24 protein-coding genes are annotated in these 18,467 nt (G+C 53.8%); 13 read left to right on the plus strand and 11 right to left on the minus strand.

Annotated elements, in window-relative coordinates; all coding sequences use genetic code 11:
* Nucleotides 1–2: 2 nt before the first annotated feature.
* From lptA to RVY89_RS22240, 5 genes are read right to left on the minus strand one after another with little or no spacing between them, the layout of a single operon-like run.
* Nucleotides 3–557, minus strand: a complete 555-nt coding sequence (lptA, locus tag RVY89_RS22220; RefSeq protein ID WP_023309358.1) for a lipopolysaccharide ABC transporter substrate-binding protein LptA — start codon at nt 555–557, stop codon at nt 3–5.
* Nucleotides 526–1,101 carry an LPS export ABC transporter periplasmic protein LptC gene (gene lptC / locus RVY89_RS22225; RefSeq protein WP_023309357.1) on the minus strand — a complete coding sequence of 192 codons (576 nt, stop codon included), beginning with the start codon at nt 1,099–1,101 and terminating at the stop codon, nt 526–528. Before lptC ends, lptA begins: the two co-directional genes overlap by 32 nt.
* Nucleotides 1,098–1,664, minus strand: a complete 567-nt coding sequence (kdsC, locus tag RVY89_RS22230; RefSeq protein WP_023309356.1) for a 3-deoxy-manno-octulosonate-8-phosphatase KdsC — start codon at nt 1,662–1,664, stop codon at nt 1,098–1,100. Before kdsC ends, lptC begins: the two co-directional genes overlap by 4 nt.
* Nucleotides 1,665–1,678: 14 nt before the next feature.
* Nucleotides 1,679–2,665, minus strand: coding sequence for an arabinose-5-phosphate isomerase KdsD (gene kdsD, locus RVY89_RS22235; RefSeq protein WP_484826455.1), 987 nt, complete (start codon nt 2,663–2,665; stop codon nt 1,679–1,681).
* A gap of 13 nt (nt 2,666–2,678) precedes the next feature.
* The gene (locus tag RVY89_RS22240; RefSeq protein ID WP_484826456.1) at nt 2,679–3,656 is read right to left on the minus strand and encodes a calcium/sodium antiporter; all 978 of its coding nucleotides are present in this window, start codon (nt 3,654–3,656) and stop codon (nt 2,679–2,681) included.
* A gap of 226 nt (nt 3,657–3,882) precedes the next feature.
* Between RVY89_RS22240 and mlaF the strand changes: the two genes are divergently transcribed.
* The 7 genes from mlaF to murA all read left to right on the plus strand — a co-directional run bounded on the left by mlaF (nt 3,883) and on the right by murA (nt 8,676).
* Nucleotides 3,883–4,695: a phospholipid ABC transporter ATP-binding protein MlaF gene (gene mlaF, locus RVY89_RS22245; RefSeq protein ID WP_023309353.1), complete on the plus strand. Its 813-nt coding sequence runs from the start codon at nt 3,883–3,885 to the stop codon at nt 4,693–4,695.
* A gap of 7 nt (nt 4,696–4,702) precedes the next feature.
* Nucleotides 4,703–5,485: a lipid asymmetry maintenance ABC transporter permease subunit MlaE gene (gene mlaE, locus RVY89_RS22250; RefSeq protein ID WP_023333605.1), complete on the plus strand. Its 783-nt coding sequence runs from the start codon at nt 4,703–4,705 to the stop codon at nt 5,483–5,485.
* A gap of 4 nt (nt 5,486–5,489) precedes the next feature.
* A complete protein-coding gene (mlaD, locus tag RVY89_RS22255) occupies nt 5,490–6,038 on the plus strand; it encodes an outer membrane lipid asymmetry maintenance protein MlaD (RefSeq protein ID WP_484826457.1) in 549 nt (182 codons plus the stop codon).
* An 18-nt stretch (nt 6,039–6,056) separates the two neighbouring features.
* Entirely contained in the window at nt 6,057–6,692 is a 636-nt protein-coding gene (mlaC, locus tag RVY89_RS22260) for a phospholipid-binding protein MlaC (protein WP_047650934.1), read from the plus strand.
* Nucleotides 6,692–6,985 carry a lipid asymmetry maintenance protein MlaB gene (mlaB, locus tag RVY89_RS22265; protein ID WP_484826458.1) on the plus strand — a complete coding sequence of 98 codons (294 nt, stop codon included), beginning with the start codon at nt 6,692–6,694 and terminating at the stop codon, nt 6,983–6,985. The genes mlaC and mlaB overlap by 1 nt, the downstream gene beginning before the upstream one ends.
* Nucleotides 6,986–7,111: 126 nt before the next feature.
* Entirely contained in the window at nt 7,112–7,366 is a 255-nt protein-coding gene (ibaG, locus tag RVY89_RS22270; protein WP_008501458.1) for a BolA family iron metabolism protein IbaG, read from the plus strand.
* A 50-nt stretch (nt 7,367–7,416) separates the two neighbouring features.
* Nucleotides 7,417–8,676 (plus strand): UDP-N-acetylglucosamine 1-carboxyvinyltransferase, encoded by a 1,260-nt coding sequence (gene murA / locus RVY89_RS22275; RefSeq protein ID WP_023309349.1) that lies wholly within the window; start codon nt 7,417–7,419, stop codon nt 8,674–8,676.
* 59 nt (nt 8,677–8,735) lie between these two features.
* On the opposite strand, the gene sfsB is transcribed toward murA, so the two are convergent.
* Complete coding sequence (gene sfsB / locus RVY89_RS22280) at nt 8,736–9,023, minus strand: DNA-binding transcriptional regulator SfsB (RefSeq protein WP_484826459.1); 288 nt, start codon at nt 9,021–9,023, stop codon at nt 8,736–8,738.
* A 229-nt stretch (nt 9,024–9,252) separates the two neighbouring features.
* Complete coding sequence (gene ispB, locus RVY89_RS22285; protein WP_024906360.1) at nt 9,253–10,224, minus strand: octaprenyl diphosphate synthase; 972 nt, start codon at nt 10,222–10,224, stop codon at nt 9,253–9,255.
* 257 nt (nt 10,225–10,481) lie between these two features.
* Here ispB and rplU point away from each other — a divergent pair, with 257 nt between their 5' ends.
* The 4 genes from rplU to cgtA all read left to right on the plus strand — a co-directional run bounded on the left by rplU (nt 10,482) and on the right by cgtA (nt 13,323).
* Complete coding sequence (rplU, locus tag RVY89_RS22290; protein ID WP_003025032.1) at nt 10,482–10,793, plus strand: 50S ribosomal protein L21; 312 nt, start codon at nt 10,482–10,484, stop codon at nt 10,791–10,793.
* Between the two features lie 19 nt (nt 10,794–10,812).
* A complete protein-coding gene (rpmA, locus tag RVY89_RS22295) occupies nt 10,813–11,070 on the plus strand; it encodes a 50S ribosomal protein L27 (RefSeq protein ID WP_004385076.1) in 258 nt (85 codons plus the stop codon).
* A gap of 96 nt (nt 11,071–11,166) precedes the next feature.
* Nucleotides 11,167–12,132, plus strand: a complete 966-nt coding sequence (locus RVY89_RS22300; protein WP_023309346.1) for a DMT family transporter — start codon at nt 11,167–11,169, stop codon at nt 12,130–12,132.
* Nucleotides 12,133–12,147: 15 nt separating this feature from the next.
* On the plus strand, nt 12,148–13,323 hold the full coding sequence (gene cgtA, locus RVY89_RS22305; RefSeq protein WP_371899182.1) for an Obg family GTPase CgtA: 1,176 nt from the start codon (nt 12,148–12,150) through the stop codon (nt 13,321–13,323).
* A 34-nt stretch (nt 13,324–13,357) separates the two neighbouring features.
* On the opposite strand, the gene pmrB is transcribed toward cgtA, so the two are convergent.
* From pmrB to dacB, 3 genes are read right to left on the minus strand one after another with little or no spacing between them, the layout of a single operon-like run.
* Nucleotides 13,358–14,401, minus strand: a complete 1,044-nt coding sequence (pmrB, locus tag RVY89_RS22310; RefSeq protein WP_484826460.1) for a two-component system sensor histidine kinase PmrB — start codon at nt 14,399–14,401, stop codon at nt 13,358–13,360.
* A complete protein-coding gene (gene pmrA / locus RVY89_RS22315; RefSeq protein ID WP_371899180.1) occupies nt 14,398–15,060 on the minus strand; it encodes a two-component system response regulator PmrA in 663 nt (220 codons plus the stop codon). Before pmrA ends, pmrB begins: the two co-directional genes overlap by 4 nt.
* A 2-nt stretch (nt 15,061–15,062) precedes the next feature.
* Complete coding sequence (gene dacB / locus RVY89_RS22320; RefSeq protein ID WP_484826461.1) at nt 15,063–16,496, minus strand: serine-type D-Ala-D-Ala carboxypeptidase; 1,434 nt, start codon at nt 16,494–16,496, stop codon at nt 15,063–15,065.
* Between the two features lie 228 nt (nt 16,497–16,724).
* On the opposite strand from dacB, the gene greA reads away from it, so the two are divergent.
* Entirely contained in the window at nt 16,725–17,201 is a 477-nt protein-coding gene (greA, locus tag RVY89_RS22325; protein WP_014171793.1) for a transcription elongation factor GreA, read from the plus strand.
* Nucleotides 17,202–17,352: 151 nt separating this feature from the next.
* Here the strand turns inward: greA and yhbY are convergent, their stop codons facing one another.
* On the minus strand, nt 17,353–17,646 hold the full coding sequence (gene yhbY, locus RVY89_RS22330; RefSeq protein ID WP_003861814.1) for a ribosome assembly RNA-binding protein YhbY: 294 nt from the start codon (nt 17,644–17,646) through the stop codon (nt 17,353–17,355).
* Nucleotides 17,647–17,773: 127 nt separating this feature from the next.
* On the opposite strand from yhbY, the gene rlmE reads away from it, so the two are divergent.
* The gene (rlmE, locus tag RVY89_RS22335) at nt 17,774–18,400 is read left to right on the plus strand and encodes a 23S rRNA (uridine(2552)-2'-O)-methyltransferase RlmE (RefSeq protein WP_003861812.1); all 627 of its coding nucleotides are present in this window, start codon (nt 17,774–17,776) and stop codon (nt 18,398–18,400) included.
* Nucleotides 18,401–18,467 lie beyond the last annotated feature (67 nt).

The raw sequence follows: 18,467 nt of genomic DNA on the forward strand, positions 1-18,467 counted from the left end.
AATTAGTTACTCTTCTTCTGTGCCGGGGCCTGGCCTTTGCCTTTGTCCTGCAGCTGCGACGGAACCAGTACGGTCGTGACGCGTTTGCCTTTCTCGCTGGAGGCCTGCATTTTTTGCTCTTTCACCAGATAGGTGATCTGGTCGCCGGTAATGTTGCTGTCCAGCTGTTCCAGATACGCATTTCCGGTCAGGATGACCAGGTCCTTCGCCAGCTCGTAGTGCATATGCGAGGCGTGGCCTTTCACCGGCTTGCCGTTGTCCTGCATCTGGTAGAAGGTTGCCGGGTTGCCGTAACCATCAATGATCTCTTTGCCCTGCTCGCCACCCGGACGGGTCACGACCACTTTGTCGGCGTTAATTTTGATGGTGCCCTGAGTCATGACGACGTTACCCGTGAAGGTGACGACGTTGCCCTGCATATCGAGAGACTGGGTATCAGACTCGATATGGATCGGTTGGTCGGTATCGCCCGTAACAGCAAGCGCGGGGAGACTGGTCGCCAGCATCGCGCTGGCGATAATTACTTTAAGGCTGAGTTTGTTTGTTTTGAATTTCATAGGAGGTTCTAACCTTTTCAATCAGCTCGGCGTTCTTGCTGCGTAAGTTCCCGCGCATTCTCAAACCGCTGGAATTAAATGTTGTGCCATACAGTGTGACCAGATCCTGCGAGGTCACGTCCTGGGTTACCAGGTTAATCTGGGCATTATCCGTCGTAATTTTTCGCAGTTGCGAGTCAGCGGTCAGGGCGTTGACTTCAACGTGACCATACAGATAAAGCATACGGTCATTTGTCAGTTTTGCCCGATCTGACTTAATTGACCACGTCGGAACTTTGTCCTTATCAAATGTGGTCATGACAGGCTGGGTAAACCACGAAATACCGTCATCTGAAAAATATTCAACATGCTGGGCAATCAGGCGATAGTTCAGCGCGCCTTCCGGGCTGTAGACCACGGTGTCGCTGTGATCGCTTTTATAGGTTGGATCGTTATTGTTGACCACTTCCGTTTGCGTATCGTCGCGATCGGCAAGGTTCACGCCAATCAATACCAGTGCGACAAGCGAAAGCAAAATGATAATCCAGCGTCTGGTTTTACTCATATCGATTGCCCTTTGGCCTCATCAAGCTTGCCCTGCGCCAGCAAAAGCAGATCGCAGACTTCACGTACGGCACCACGGCCCCCGTTGATGTGGGTAACGTAGTCAGCGCGTGGGATCAGCAGCGGATGCGCATCGGCAACGGCGATGCTCAGCCCGACTTCAGCCATCACGGGCCAGTCAATCAGATCGTCCCCGACGTAGGCCACGTTTTCCGGTGCGATAGCCAGTTTACCCAGTAAATCCTTAAACGCCGCCATCTTATCGGACTGACCCTGATACAGATGGGTAATTCCTAAGGTTTCACAGCGGTCTTCTACCAGTTTAGCTTTTCGCCCGGTGATGATAGCCACCTCAATACCTGAGGTGAGCGCACAGCGGATACCGTAGCCGTCGCGTACGTTAAACGCTTTCAGCTCTTCACCATTATTGCCCATGTAAATCAGGCCATCGGAAAGTACGCCATCCACGTCCAGGATGAGCAGACGAATATTTTCCGCCTTTGCCATCATCTGGGTGCTGACCGGACCATAACAGGTTGCAAGGGATGCACCCGCATTACTCATTGTCTTATCCTTCATTACACTACGCCTGCGCGCAGCAGATCATGCATATGTACCACACCCAGCAACTGGTCGCCATCGGCAACCATCACTGAGGTAATGTGACGGGACTGCATCAGGTTCAGCACATCTACGGCCAGCGTACCCGGACGGACGCGGATACCGCCCGGCGTCATCACGTCGGCAATGCCGAGCGTGCGGACATCTACACCCATGTCGAACACGCGACGCAGGTCGCCATCGGTGAAGATCCCCTGAATTTTCATCAGATCGTCGCACACGACCGTCATACCCAGATTCTTACGGGTGATTTCCAGCAGCGCATCACGCAGGGAGGCTTCTTTACTGACGTGAGGGATCTCGTCCCCGGTGTGCATAATATCGTTTACCCGAAGCAGAAGCTTGCGCCCCAGCGCGCCGCCCGGGTGGGAAAGCGCGAAATCTTCCGGCGTAAAACCGCGGGCTTCGAGCAGCGCAACGGCAAGCGCATCACCCATGACCAGCGCGGCGGTGGTGCTGGACGTCGGCGCCAGGCCGAGCGGACAGGCCTCCTTGGGCACTTTCACGCAAAGATGAATATCGGCTGCCCGCGCCATGCTACTTTCCGGACGGCTGGTCATGCAAATAAGCGGCACCTGTAGTCGCTTCAGTACCGGGATCAGCGCCAGAATTTCATTGGACTCACCGGAGTTAGACAGCGCGATGACGATATCCTGCGGCGTGACCATACCCAGGTCGCCGTGCGCGGCTTCCCCCGGGTGTACAAAGAAGGAAGAGGTTCCGGTGCTGGCAAACGTTGCCGCCATTTTGCGTCCAATGTGGCCGGACTTGCCCATCCCCATCACCACGACTTTTCCGGCACAGTAGAACATCTTCTCACATGCCAGACTAAAATCCTGATTAATGTACTGATCTAACTGCGCCAGACCTTCACGTTCAATCTCCAGAACCTCTTTGCCCGCTTTCTGAAAGTCAAAATCCGGCTGCAATTCTATTTGCGACATAATGCGTTTCCGTTTACCCAGAGAGAAGAGGCGAGAGCCAGTACAGCATCGCCATCCATACGATAAATCCACCCGTCAGCAGCGCGCCTGCGCCTTTGCCGATCTGTCGTTGCCGCCGCCAGCAGAGCAGGGCAAATATCACGCTGACCAATAACATCACGCCGTAGTCTCGTGAAAACGCCAGGGGATTAAAGGGCCCAGGCGTAATCAGGGCCGGCAGACCCATCACGATGGCGATATTAAATATGTTGGAACCGATGATATTACCAATGGCAATGTCATCCTCACCTTTACGTGCCCCCGCAATGGCCGTGGCCAGCTCCGGCAGGCTGGTACCGATGGCAATCACCGTCAGGCCAATGGTCAGTTCACTGATGGCGAAATAGTTCGCCACCACAGTCGCGTTATCCACGACCATGCGCGTTGCCATCGGCATGATGATCAGCGCAACGCCAAGCCAGAGCAGGGCAACAGGCAGCGTACCTTCTCGGGGAAGCTCGGCGACCTGCTCACGCGTGAGACTATCCTGACCCTGCTTCTCAGCCAGACGGGCGATTTTAACACTATACATCAGCCAGATGACGGCCAGCGCCAGCAAGAAAATGCCATCGCTATAGCTCAGTACACCATCGTAAAATACGCAGCCTGCCAGCAGGCTTACGATTAACATTAGCGGCAATTCACGGCGCAGAACATCAGAATGCACGCGAAATGGATGGAGCAGGGCGGCCAGGCCTAAAATCAAGAGTATATTGACGATGTTCGAGCCAATCGCGGTACCGACTGCCAGGTCTAGCTGACCATGCAGCGATGCCGAGACAGAGACGATGATTTCAGGAAGTGACGTTCCAACGCTGACAACGGTCATCCCGATGACGACAGGCGGTACGCCAGTCAGGCGACACAGGATAGATGCAGCAAACACTAAACGGTCAGCACTGTAGACCACCAAAAGTAAACCAATTATTAACAGTGCTGTTGCTAAAAGCATCAAAAGTCCTTTCTTCAGGTATACTCGTCGGTCCATCGCGCGGAAATGGCAGGACTGCATACAGTCTGAGGCGTAACGAATTCCTAATTTTGACTTTATGCGCCGGAAAAGTAAAACAAATGCCAGCTTTCGCTAACCTCAACGGCTATTATTCTGTAAAAATGCGGAGTTGAGGGCTGATTCTGGCGGCATGCCTTAACGTGAGCAGGTAATAAAGGAACCATAAATGAGCCAAACGATGGCGAATTTAGTCGATGTTCGCGGTGTGAGTTTTTCTCGCGCCAACAGATTGATATTTGATGATATTTCGTTGACCGTACCGCGTGGCAAGATCACTGCTATCATGGGCCCGTCCGGGATCGGTAAAACGACCCTGCTGCGCCTTATTGGTGGGCAGATCCCACCCGATCGCGGTGAAATCCTCTTTGATGGCGAAAACATCCCGGAGATGTCACGCTCGCGCCTGTATACTGTCCGCAAACGCATGAGCATGCTCTTTCAGTCGGGAGCCTTGTTCACCGACATGAATGTCTTTGATAACGTGGCCTATCCGCTGCGTGAGCATACCAGCCTGCCGCCTGAACTGCTGAAAAGCACGGTGATGATGAAGCTTGAAGCCGTCGGTTTGCGGGGCGCCGCGAAGCTGATGCCTTCGGAACTGTCCGGCGGGATGGCGCGCCGCGCCGCGCTGGCGCGAGCCATTGCATTAGAACCTGATTTAATCATGTTCGACGAACCTTTTGTTGGACAGGATCCCATCACGATGGGCGTGCTGGTGAAGCTCATCTCTGAACTGAACAGCGCGCTTGGCGTCACCTGCATTGTGGTATCGCACGATGTACCGGAAGTATTGAGCATTGCCGATTACGCCTATATCGTGGCGGACAAAAAGATCGTCGCACACGGTAGCGCCCAGGCGCTGCAGGAAAATTGCGATCCGCGCGTGCGGCAGTTCCTCGACGGTATTGCCGATGGCCCTGTGCCGTTCCGCTACCCGGCGGGCGACTATCGTGACGATTTACTGGGAATAGGGAGTTAAGCCACTCATGCTGTTAAATGCGTTGGCCGCTCTCGGACACCGTGGCATAAAAACCATCAGGACGTTCGGGCGTGCCGGATTGATGTTATTCAACGCGCTGGTCGGCAAGCCGGAATTCCGTAAGCACGCGCCGCTGCTGGTGCGGCAGCTTTATAATGTCGCCGTGCTGTCGATGCTCATCATCATTGTTTCCGGTCTGTTTATCGGTATGGTGCTTGGGCTACAGGGCTATCTTGTTCTGACAACCTACAGCGCGGAAACCAGCCTTGGAATGCTGGTGGCGCTCTCGCTTCTTCGCGAGCTGGGGCCGGTTGTGGCGGCGCTGCTGTTTGCCGGACGCGCGGGATCGGCATTAACGGCTGAAATTGGCCTGATGCGTGCTACCGAGCAGCTTTCCAGCATGGAGATGATGGCGGTCGACCCGCTGCGTCGCGTGATCTCGCCGCGTTTCTGGGCTGGGGTGATCTCTTTACCGTTACTGACTATTCTGTTTGTCGCCGTGGGTATCTGGGGCGGTTCGCTGGTTGGCGTTCACTGGAAAGGCATTGATGCCGGTTTCTTCTGGTCCGCGATGCAGGACGCCATCGACTTGCGAATGGATCTGGTTAACTGCCTGATTAAAAGCGTGGTATTTGCCATTACGGTCACCTGGATTGCATTGTTCAATGGTTACGATGCCATCCCGACGTCGGCGGGCATTAGCCGCGCAACAACACGTACAGTCGTACATTCGTCGCTGGCCGTACTGGGTCTGGATTTTGTGCTCACCGCACTGATGTTTGGGAATTGAGTTCATGCAAACGAGAAAAAATGAAATTTGGGTCGGTGTATTCCTGCTGCTGGCGCTGCTGGCCGCGCTGTTTATCTGCCTCAGAGCGGCGGATATTACATCTGTGCGCACCGAACCGACGTATCGCATCTATGCCACCTTCGATAACATCGGCGGGCTGAAAGCGCGTTCACCGGTCCGCATCGGCGGCGTGGTGATTGGGCGCGTATCTGACATTACGCTGGATGAGAAGACCTATCTGCCGCGCGTCGCGATGGATATCGAAGAGCGTTACAACCACATTCCGGACACCAGCTCCCTTTCTATCCGGACTTCCGGTCTGCTGGGCGAACAATATCTGGCGCTTAACGTCGGTTTTGAAGACCCCGAGCTGGGAACGACTATCCTTAAGGACGGGAGCGTGATCCAGGACACCAAGTCCGCCATGGTGCTGGAAGATATGATTGGTCAGTTCCTTTACAACAGTAAAGGGGATGATAAAAAGTCTGACAATGCCCCTGCGCAGAGTGAAGACCATACCAATGCCGCGCCGACCCCAGGTGCTGCGAAATAATATCAGGAGAAGTCATTCATGTTTAAACGACTGTTAATGGTTGCCATGCTGGTCATTGCCCCTCTCACCGCGGCGCACGCGGCGGATCAGAGTAACCCGTACAAACTGATGGACGAGGCCGCGAAGAAAACCTTCGATCGTCTTAAAAATGAACAGCCTAAAATTCGTGCGAATCCTGATTATCTGCGTGACGTGGTTGACCAGGAGCTGCTGCCGTACGTGCAGATTAAATATGCGGGTGCGCTGGTGCTGGGACGTTATTACAAAGACGCGACTCCTGCGCAGCGCGATGCTTACTTTGCCGCGTTCCGTGAATACCTGAAACAGGCTTATGGCCAGGCGCTGGCGATGTACCACGGTCAGACCTATCAGATTGCGCCTGAGCAGCCGCTGGGCGATGCGACCATCGTCCCTATCCGTGTGACGATCAACGATCCTAACGGTCGTCCGCCGGTTCGTCTGGATTTCCAGTGGCGTAAAAACAGCCAGACCGGCCACTGGCAGGCATATGACATGATTGCCGAAGGGGTAAGCATGATCACCACCAAACAGAACGAATGGAGCGACCTGCTTCGCACCAAAGGCATTGATGGCCTGACCGCTCAGCTGCAGTCTATCTCTCGCCAGAAAATTACTCTCGACGAGAAGAAGTAATGTCACAGCAACTCAGCTGGTCGCGTGAAGGCGAGACATTAAAGCTGTCCGGTGAACTGGATCAGGATCTGCTGAACCCACTCTGGGACAAACGCCATGAAGCGATGCAGGGCGTGGCGCTTATCGACTTAACCGGCATCACGCGGGTGGATACGGCGGGTGTTGCGCTGCTTGCCCATCTGGTTGCCGTAGGGAAAAAGCAGGGGACAAGCGTCACGCTTCGCGGCGCGAGCGAAAATGTCGTGACCCTTGCGCAGCTCTACAACCTCCCTCAGGACGTACTGCCTCGTTAATATTTTCAGTGCGTTACTTCCGAAAGCCCTGACAGTTTCATCGTCGGGGCTTTTTGCTTGTTTAAGACAACGCCACTTTGCTCTAAGATGTTGGGCTTGTTTTCACTATCAGATGATTAAGAGCCCATGGAAAATCATGAAATCCAGACAGTGCTGATGAATGCACTCTCCCTTCAGGAAGCCCACGTCACTGGCGATGGCAGTCACTTCCAGGTTATTGCTGTGGGTGAGATGTTCGACGGTATGAGCCGCGTGAAGAAACAGCAGGCTGTGTACGCGCCGCTGATGGAATATATTGCGGATAACCGCATCCACGCCCTGTCGATTAAAGCGTTCACCCCGCAAGAGTGGGCACGCGATCGCAAACTAAACGGTTTTTGAGCTGAGGGCGACAGGCCCGCAGCACGGTTGAATTTATAAGAGAGCACACAATGGATAAATTTCGTGTACAGGGGCCAACGCGTCTCCAGGGCGAAGTCACAATTTCTGGCGCAAAAAACGCCGCGCTGCCAATCCTCTTTGCTGCGCTGCTGGCTGAAGAGCCGGTAGAAATTCAGAACGTACCAAAGCTGAAAGATATCGACACCACCATGAAGCTGCTCACCCAGCTGGGGACGAAAGTTGAGCGTAACGGTTCCGTCTGGATCGACGCCAGCAAGGTGAACAACTTCTCAGCCCCTTACGATCTGGTGAAAACCATGCGTGCATCCATCTGGGCGCTTGGCCCGCTGGTGGCGCGTTTTGGTCAGGGGCAGGTCTCTCTGCCGGGCGGCTGCGCCATCGGTGCGCGTCCGGTTGACCTGCACATTTTTGGTCTGGAGAAGCTGGGCGCAGAGATCAAGCTGGAAGAAGGTTACGTTAAAGCGTCCGTCAATGGTCGTCTGAAAGGCGCGCACATTGTCATGGACAAAGTGAGCGTGGGCGCAACGGTCACCATTATGTCTGCGGCGACGCTGGCAGAAGGTACCACCATCATCGAAAACGCCGCGCGTGAACCGGAGATTGTGGATACCGCCAACTTCCTCGTGGCGCTGGGGGCGAAGATTTCCGGTCAGGGTACCGACCGTATCACCATCGAAGGCGTTGAGCGTCTGGGCGGTGGTGTCTATCGCGTACTGCCGGACCGTATCGAAACCGGTACCTTCCTGGTCGCTGCGGCGATTTCTGGCGGTAAGATTGTGTGCCGCAACGCGCAGCCAGATACCCTGGATGCGGTGCTGGCGAAACTGCGCGATGCGGGTGCGGATATCGAAATCGGTGAAGACTGGATCAGCCTCGATATGCACGGCCAGCGTCCAAAAGCGGTCAATGTACGTACGGCGCCGCATCCGGCGTTCCCTACTGACATGCAGGCGCAGTTCACCCTGTTGAACCTGGTTGCCGAAGGCACTGGCTTCATCACAGAAACCATTTTCGAGAACCGCTTTATGCACGTACCGGAGCTGATCCGTATGGGGGCGCATGCTGAGATCGAAAGTAATACCGTGATTTGCCACGGCGTTGAGAAACTGTCAGGTGCTCAGGTGATGGCAACCGATCTGCGTGCGTCTGCAAGCCTGGTTCTGGCGGGGTGTATTGCGGAAGGTACAACGATCGTGGATCGTATCTATCACATCGATCGTGGTTATGAGCGTATCGAAGATAAACTGCGCGCGCTGGGTGCCAACATTGAGCGTGTGAAGGGCGAGTAATCGTTCCGGCAGCCCCCTGCCAGCAATGACCGGGGGGTTGCTGTTCCTGTCAACACGCGTTATTCCTGCGGTTCTCTTTTTACCTTTCTCTGGCGAATCATGCGCGATCTGTCGATAAATTCATGAGTGATGGGATCGTGGTAGCGAGAAGGCCAAATCACCCACGGATGCGTATCCAGCGCCTTCGCGATAATTAATTCTCCCTTGGGCCAGGGGCGGGTGAGGGTGTTTGCGAGAGTTGAAGAACTCAGTCCATGGCGGCGGGACTCTGCTGCCAGTGAAGTGCCTCTTTTGCGCAGTGCGGCAATAATATCAGCCGTATGCCAGTCGATAAATTTCGTATCCATAACGCCGTCCTTAAGTTCGGATTCACCTACGCCGTTTCTTCTGAAACGACGCGGTTACTATACCCATTTCAACTTCTTGTTCTAAAAAGTTCGCGTTACTTGAAAGGATATTCAGAATAAGACACGGCTTTATTCATGCGGTCTCTAAACCGATGAATTTACATGAACGCGGAATTTACAGGTTTGTACTGGAATCTCCCCGCTATTGCTGCGGGGAGAAACAAGGAGATTAACGGTCGCGCTGAACGGCGATGTGGGCAAGACCAATCAGTGCCTCGCGCCACGGGCTGTCTGGAATGACCTGCAGCGCTTCGATGGCTTTGTCGGCTTCCTCTTCCGCACGCTGGCGCGTCCATTCCAGCGATCCGCAGATAGCCATGGTTTCCAGTACAGGTTCCAGAAGATGGCGGCCATTTCCCTGCTCAATCGCTTCCCGGATCATTTTCGCCTGGTCGGCTGTTCCGTTGCGCATAGCATGCAGCAGAGGCAGGGTTGGTTTGCCTTCGTTCAGGTCATCGCCCACGTTTTTGCCGAGCGTCTCGCCGTCTGCGCTGTAATCCAGTAAATCATCGATCAGCTGGAATGCCGTACCCAGATAGCGGCCATAGTCCTGCAGGCCCTTTTCCTGTGCTTCGGTACAGTCAGCCAGAATGCCGGAACACTGGGCAGCCGCTTCAAACAGGCGCGCGGTTTTGCTGTAGATGACGCGCATGTAGTTTTCTTCGGTGATGTCAGGGTCGTTGACGTTCATCAGCTGCAGCACTTCGCCTTCAGCAATAACGTTCACGGCTTCGGACATGACTTCCAGCACTTTAAGAGAGCCCAGGCTGGTCATCATCTGGAAGGCGCGGGTATAGATAAAATCCCCCACCAGGACGCTGGCTGCGTTCCCGAAAGCAGCGTTTGCCGTGGCTTTGCCACGACGCATATCCGATTCATCCACCACATCGTCATGCAGAAGCGTCGCCGTGTGAATAAATTCGATGAGCGCTGCGATAGTGATGTGAGCATTTCCCTGATAGCCAACGGCTCTGGCAGCCAGAATGGCAATCATCGGACGAATGCGTTTACCGCCGCCGCTGACGATGTAATAACCCAACTGATTGATCAGCTGAACGTCAGAGTTGAGTTGCTCCAGGATTGCTGCATTCACACCCGCCATATCTTGCGCGGTTAACTCGTTGATTTTTTCTAAATTCATCGCAAAAGCCGGGCTTTTTATCCTGTTGATCCCATTTTCAATGGGGTAACGAAGGGTTTCGGTTTATCAATAGTAGTGCTGATTGTACTGAAAAAACGGCACAGATAAACGTTACCGTACGTGTTGTGTTTTTTTTCTTCATGTATTGACGGTAGCACTTGTCAAAGGCTCGCGTTTTGCGTAATATTCGCGCCCTATTGTGAATATTTATAGCGCACTCTGATTCATACGAGGACGTGCGCGGAAGCGGAGTTTATATGTACGCGGTTTTCCAAAGTGGTGGTAAACAACACCGAGTAAGCGAAGGTCAGACCGTTCGCCTGGAAAAGCTGGACATCGCAACTGGCGAATCTGTTGAGTTCGCAGAAGTTCTGATGATCGCAAACGGTGAAGAAGTCAAAATCGGCGTTCCTTTCGTTGATGGCGGCGTTATCAAAGCTGAAGTTGTTGCACACGGTCGTGGCGAGAAAGTTAAAATCGTTAAGTTTCGTCGTCGTAAGCACTACCGTAAGCAGCAGGGCCACCGTCAGTGGTTCACTGATGTGAAAATTACTGGCATCAGCGCCTAAGACCTGAGGAGAGATTTAAATGGCACATAAAAAGGCTGGCGGCTCCACACGTAACGGTCGCGATTCAGAAGCTAAACGCCTTGGCGTTAAGCGTTTCGGTGGCGAATCCGTTCTGGCGGGTAGCATCATCGTTCGTCAACGTGGTACCAAATTCCACGCTGGCAACAACGTAGGTTGCGGTCGTGACCACACTCTGTTTGCTAAAGCAGACGGTAAAGTGAAATTTGAAGTTAAAGGCCCGAACAACCGTAAATACATCAGCATCGTTGCTGAGTAAGGTTTTCTCGGTCCGGTAACGGATTAAAGCCCCGCAACCTGTTGCGGGGCTTTTTACATTGGAAACCCGGTAATTTTTTCTGTAGGGAAAACGGGCATGAAGCAGCAGGCCGGCATTGGTATTCTTTTGGCGCTCACAACCGCAATGTGCTGGGGTGCGCTGCCAATTGCAATGAAGCAGGTACTGGAAGTGATGGAGCCGCCTACGGTGGTCTTTTATCGCTTTCTGATGGCAAGCATCGGCCTCGGGGCCATTCTGGCTATCAAAGGTAAGCTTCCACCTTTGCGGCTTTTCCGTAAACCTCGCTGGCTGGTATTGCTGGCTATCGCGACGGGCGGTCTGTTCGGTAACTTCATCCTGTTCAGCTCTTCCCTGCAATATCTCAGCCCCACGGCGTCGCAGGTGATAGGTCAGCTTTCACCGGTGGGCATGATGGTCGCCAGCGTCTTTATCCTCAAGGAAAAGATGCGCGGTACGCAGATTATCGGGGCGAGTATGCTGCTGTGCGGTCTGGTGATGTTCTTCAACACCAGTCTGATAGAGATTTTTACCCGCCTGACGGATTACACATGGGGTGTAATTTTTGGTGTGGGGGCAGCAACGGTCTGGGTGAGCTATGGCGTCGCGCAAAAGGTGTTATTGCGTCGTCTTGCCTCACAGCAGATCCTCTTTTTATTGTACACTTTGTGTACAATAGCATTGCTGCCATTAGCAAAGCCGGGTGTGATTTCCCAGCTTAGCGACTGGCAACTGGCGTGCCTCATTTTTTGTGGGCTGAACACGCTGGTCGGTTATGGCGCGCTGGCCGAAGCGATGGCGCGCTGGCAGGCAGCACAGGTGAGCGCGTTAATTACGCTTACTCCGCTGTTTACGCTGTTATTTTCAGATTTGTTATCAATGGCCTGGCCCGATGTCTTCGTCAGACCGATGCTCAACCTGTTGGGTTATCTCGGTGCGTTTGTCGTGGTTGCGGGCGCGATGTATTCCGCCATTGGTCATCGTCTTTGGGGACGTTGGCGCAAAAATGAAGCGGTTGTAGTAGTCCCCCGCTCAGGCGAATGAGTTACGGAGAGTAAAATGAAGTTTGTTGATGAAGCGACGATCCTGGTCGTGGCTGGTGATGGCGGCAACGGTTGCGTGAGCTTCCGCCGTGAAAAGTATATCCCACGTGGCGGTCCTGACGGCGGCGACGGCGGGGATGGTGGTGACGTGTGGCTGGAGGCGGATGAAAACCTCAACACGCTGATCGACTACCGTTTCGAAAAATCCTTCCGTGCTGAACGTGGCCAGAACGGCCAGAGCCGTGACTGTACCGGGAAACGCGGTAAAGACGTCACCATTAAAGTGCCGGTCGGTACGCGTGTGATTGACCAGGGGACGGGTGAAACCATGGGTGACATGACCAAACACGGTCAGCGCCTGATGGTGGCTAAAGGCGGCTGGCACGGTCTGGGTAACAGCCGTTTCAAATCCTCCGTTAACCGTACTCCGCGTCAGAAAACGATGGGTACGCCGGGCGATAAGCGCGATCTGCAGCTGGAGCTGATGCTTCTGGCAGACGTGGGCATGCTGGGTATGCCAAACGCCGGTAAATCGACGTTCATTCGCGCCGTTTCTGCGGCGAAACCAAAAGTGGCGGACTATCCGTTTACCACGCTGGTGCCAAGCCTGGGCGTTGTCCGTATGGATAACGAGAAGAGCTTTGTGGTTGCCGATATTCCTGGTCTGATTGAAGGCGCTGCGGAAGGCGCGGGTCTGGGTATTCGCTTCCTGAAACACCTTGAGCGTTGCCGCGTGCTGCTGCACCTTATCGATATCGATCCTATCGACGGTTCCGATCCGGTTGAAAACGCCCGCATCATCATCGGTGAGCTGGAAAAATACAGCGAAAAACTGGCGAATAAACCACGCTGGCTGGTCTTCAACAAGATCGACCTGATGGATAAAGCGGAAGCGGAAGCGAAAGCTAAAGCGATTGCTGAAGCGATGGGTTGGGAAGATAAATATTACCTGATCTCTGCGGCAAGCCAGGTTGGCGTGAAAGATCTGTGCTGGGATGTGATGACATTCATCATTGAGAACCCAATTGTTCAGGCGGAAGAAGTGAAACAGCCTGAAAAAGTCGAATTCATGTGGGATGACTACCACCGTCAGCAGCTCGAAGAGCTGGAAGCGGAAGATGATGATGAAGACTGGGACGATGACTGGGATGAAGACGACGAAGAAGGCGTCGAGTTCATCTACAAGCACTAATATCTCTCCAAAGCCCCCATTATGGGGGCTTTTTTTATTCCAGCGTCGCGGGCAGCCAGCAGCTGGCGATTAAACCACCTTCTGCGCCATTCTCAAGCGAAAGCCTGCCGTGGTGGAGCTGGACGATGCGCTGCACGATACTCAGACCCAGACCGCTTCCGCCGTAGCGCTGGTCAAGACGGCGGAATGGCTCGGTAATGGACTGCCGGTGCGCTTCATCAATCCCCGGACCCTGATCGATAACGCTGATCCGCGTCCCCCCGTCGACTTCGGTTAATGTCACTGTAATCGTTGTCCCTGTCGGGCTGTAGCGCCCGGCATTCTCAAGCAGGTTGCGCAGCATCAGGCGCAGAAGCACGGCGTCCCCCTGAACCGTAAGCGCGCTTTTAGCGGGCCAAATCACCGTATGCTCTTTGGCTTCATGCCCAAGGCCGAGAGGTTCAATGATATTTTCCGTCCAGCTCACGGTTTCGTAGTGGCCGCTCGCCATTGCCTGTCCGGCGCGGGCCAGCATCAGCAGTTGTTCGACGGTATGCATGAGCTGATCGATACGGCTAATCAGCGTTGCGGCCTGAGGCGCACCTGACTGCGCCATTAGCTCCAGATGGAGCCGGATACCGGCCAGCGGCGTTCTCAGCTCGTGTGCGGCGTCTGCGGTAAAGAGACGCTCCTGTTGAATGGTATTGTCCAGCCGGGCGAGGAGGTGGTTCAGGGAGGTCGTCACCGCGCCGATCTCTTCCATGTCGGAATACATAGGAAGCGGAGTTAAGTTATCCGCCGAACGGTTAGCCAGGCTGTCACGCAGTTTATTCAGCGGTCGGGTTATCCAGGTGACCGCCCAGAATGAAAACAGCAGCGTGAAACCGACCATCACCAGAGAAGGGACGAGAAGGGAAGCAATCGCTTCGCGGATCTCTTTCTCAACATGATTATTGCGAGCTTTCGCTGACAGCGTTTCGTTGACCAGAAATCCTATCTGCTCACGGCTTTCATGCCACAGCCAGATTACGCTTATCAGCTGGAAAAATAACAGAATGACCGCCAGCAGCACCATCAAACGCCGACGCATGCTGTTCATTTCTGGCTCTCCAGGCGATAGCCAACGCCGCGAACGGTTTTGATCCTGTCTTTGCCGAGCTTACGACGCAGGTTATGGATATGAACCTCAAGGGTATTTGACCCGGGATCGTCCTGCCAGGAGTAGATATCCTGCTGGAGCGTTTCTCTGTGCACCGTTTGCCCGCTGCGCATGATCAGACGCGTAAGCAAGGCGAACTCTTTTGGCGTTACCTCTACGGCCTGATCCTGGCGCAGTACCTGCTGGGTTTGCAGATTCAGCGTGATATCGCCGTCGGTAAGTAAATTATCACTATGTCCCTGATAGCGGCGAATCAAGGCTCGTACCCGAGCCTGCAGCTCCGCAAGCGCAAAAGGCTTCACCAGGTAATCATCTGCGCCTGCATCGAGGCCGGTGATACGATCTTCAATGGCATCACGTGCCGTCAGGATCAATACCGGGTTGGCGATACCGCGACGTCGCCACTGGCTGAGCAGCGTGGCGCCGTCTTTATCAGGCAAGCCCAAATCGAGGATCACCAGGCTGTATTCGCCGCTCTGGATCAGGGCGTCCGCCTCCGCTGCGGTGCCAGCACAGTCGAGAGCATACCCCTCATTGGCCAGCCCCAGCGCCAGCCCTTCCTGCAATAACACATCGTCTTCAACTATGAGTAGTTTCATCGCTAGTTATTCTGGTAGATGTCCTTATAAAGCCTGCTTTCGAAGCGAACCAGCGGAATACGACGATTGCGCTGGTCGGTCGGTTCGACGGCATAGCCGGAAAGATACTGCACGAATGCCATGCGTTGTCCGCTGGCGGTAGTGATGAAGCCTGCAAGGTTGTAAACCCCCTGCAGTGAGCCTGTTTTCGCAGATACTTTGCCATCCACGCCCGCGGCGTGAAGCCCCGCGCGGTACTGCAGTGAACCGTCATGCCCGGCCAGCGGCAGCATTGAAATAAAGTTTAGCTCAGTGTCATGCTGTGCAATGTACTGAAGCACCTGCATCATCGTGGCCGGAGAGATCAAATTATGACGCGATAATCCGGAGCCATCGACGGCGATGGTATTACCCAGCTCGATCCCGGCCTGCTGGCGCAGGATCTGGCGAACGGCGTCTGAACCCGCGCGCCAGGTTCCCGGCACGCCGAAACGCGCGTGACCAATCATGCGGAATACGGTGTCGGCAATCATGTTGTCAGACTTTTTCAGCATGATTCGCAGTAAATCGTGCAGCGGAGGAGACTGTTTGCTCGCGATGACCGTGCCGGGCTGGTTGACCTGCGTCTGGCGAAGCAGCGTTCCGGTGTATGTTATGCCTGCTTGTTTCAGCTCATCCTTCAGGATGGCGCCCGCATAGCTTGCGCCATCCTGTATCGCAAAGGCCAGCGGCAGCGGATCGGCGCGCTGCGTCAGGCAGCCGGTGAGCGTGAAGCGGTTAAGATCGCCTGGCACCACGTCCAGTTCGCAATACTGTGCATCGGGGGAGCCTTTCGCCAGCGTGCGGACCTGGCTAAACATTGTGACCGGGTAGTAGGACGCTATGCGGATAAACGCTAAATCATCTGGTTTTGGCGCGCTGTAAAGCGAAACCGAGAAGCAGTTACGGTCAACAATCGCGGCGGCGGGCGGGGCGCTAAAACATTGGGTCATGTCGTTCCACGGCCAGCCTGGGGCTTTATCGTGGCTGGCAAAGATTGACGTGTCGATCAGCACATTGCCATCAATTTTCTGCACGCCAGTTTTTTTCAGTACCGCAACCATGTTGCGGATATCCTGGCGCTTAAAGGTCGGATCGCCGCCAAAACGGGCGATAAGATCGCCTTTCAGTGCGCCCCCCTCGACGTTACCTTTGGTCTCGAGTGTGGTCGTAAAACGGAAGTCAGGACCGAGCTGGAGCAGGGCGGCGAGGGCAGTGATCACCTTTTGGGTACTGGCAGGCAGCGCCATCTGTTGACTATGATAGTCAATCTCGGGAGCCTGTGCGCCAACCTTCTGCACCATCAGGGCAAGGTTCGCGCCTGCGGGGAGCTGATTAATGTACTCATCAACATTCGCGGCCTGGGCGGTGAACGTTATACTGGTAGTCAATCCGATGATAAATCTGGAAAATCGCATAATCTCGCGCTAACAACCCGAAAACAAACCGTCATACTACGGTGCATGGCACTGCAAAGTAAACGATGACCCATAGTGAACTTCGCGGTAAAATGCATATCAAATTGAAAAATTGCTGCTGACCTGGGGCATTGCTCCCGGGTCGGTTTTCTTTTTGCTTCTTGCCCGCTTAGGGGGGCAGGAGCAGGGAACACTGCTCCCAACAGGAATGTTTAAGAGGTATAACAAATGCAAGCTATTCCGATGACCTTACGTGGTGCCGAAAAACTGCGCGAAGAGCTGGATTTTCTGAAATCCGTGCGTCGCCCTGAAATCATCGCCGCTATCGCGGATGCGCGCGAGCATGGCGACCTGAAAGAGAATGCTGAATACCACGCCGCGCGTGAGCAGCAGGGCTTCTGTGAAGGGCGTATTAAAGATATCGAAGCAAAACTGTCCAATGCGCAGGTTATCGATATCACCAAAATGCCTAACAACGGGCGTGTGATCTTTGGTTCTACCGTTACCGTGCTGAACCTGGACAACGACGAAGAGCAAACCTATCGCATCGTGGGTGATGATGAAGCAGACTTCAAACAGAACCTGATTTCAGTGAACTCTCCGATTGCTCGCGGCCTGATTGGCAAAGAGCAGGATGATGTTGTCACCATCCGCACCCCTGGCGGTGAAGTAGAATACGAAATTATTAAGGTTGAATATCTGTAATTCGCTTCTCTACTAAGATGTTGATACATTGTAAAGAAAAGAAAAAGGCCGCATAGCGGCCTTTTATCAACTCAAGGAGCATGGCATTTTGCTCGCCTGCTGATAGAAATCCCTCGTTTCACACAGAAAATGTGTTTGATTCAGGATATCCTTAGCGTGGCAGCGAGATTTTACGCTCTTTAGATGGGCGGTAGAGCACCAGCGTTTTACCGATGACCTGTACATTACAGGCGCCGGTTTCGCGCACGATGGCTTCCACGATCAGGTTTTTAGTGTCTCTGTCTTCAGAGGCGATTTTCACCTTGATCAGCTCGTGGTGTTCCAGCGCTTGTTCAATCTCGGCAAGCACCCCTTCGGTCAAACCATTGTTGCCAAGCATCACTACAGGCTTGAGCGGATGTGCCAGACCTTTAAGGTGCTGTTTTTGTTTAGTACTCAGATTCATCGTATATTTTTGCTTACGTTGGGATTGAAAACGGTTCATTCTACCGCCATCTCCCTTATATCGCCAAATAGCTGCGTAGAAATTTACGTCACAGGCAGGTAACGATGAACCAGGACGGAAATGTTAAATGACAGGTAAAAAGCGTTCTGCCAGCTCCAGCCGCTGGCTTCAGGAACACTTTAGCGATAAATATGTTCAACAGGCACAGAAAAAGGGGTTGCGTTCCCGTGCCTGGTTTAAACTTGATGAAATACAGCAAAGTGACAAACTTTTTAAGCCGGGGATGACGGTTGTTGACCTCGGTGCGGCACCTGGCGGATGGTCCCAGTATGCGGTAACGCAAATCGGCGGAACGGGCCGAATCATTGCGTGCGATCTTTTACCAATGGATCCCATCGTTGGTGTCGACTTCCTTCAGGGCGACTTTCGTGATGAATTAGTGCTGAAAGCGTTACTTGATCGTGTAGGTGACAGTAAGGTTCAGGTTGTCATGTCAGATATGGCACCAAATATGTGCGGAACACCGGCGGTGGATATCCCCCGCGCCATGTATCTGGTGGAGCTAGCGTTAGAAATGTGTCGTGATGTACTAGCGCCTGGTGGTAGTTTTGTTGTGAAGGTGTTTCAGGGCGAAGGTTTCGAGGAGTATCTTAAGGAAATTCGCTCCCTGTTTGCGAAGGTTAAAGTTCGTAAGCCGGACTCTTCCCGGGCCCGCTCCCGAGAAGTGTATATTGTAGCGACCGGGCGAAAATGATAACCGGTAGATTTCAGGCGAAAGTTTGAATGAAACTGGATATAGAGTATCCTGACGCTGTTTTTAA

The sequence above is a fragment of the Enterobacter sp. 3U4 genome (genome assembly GCF_057224565.1).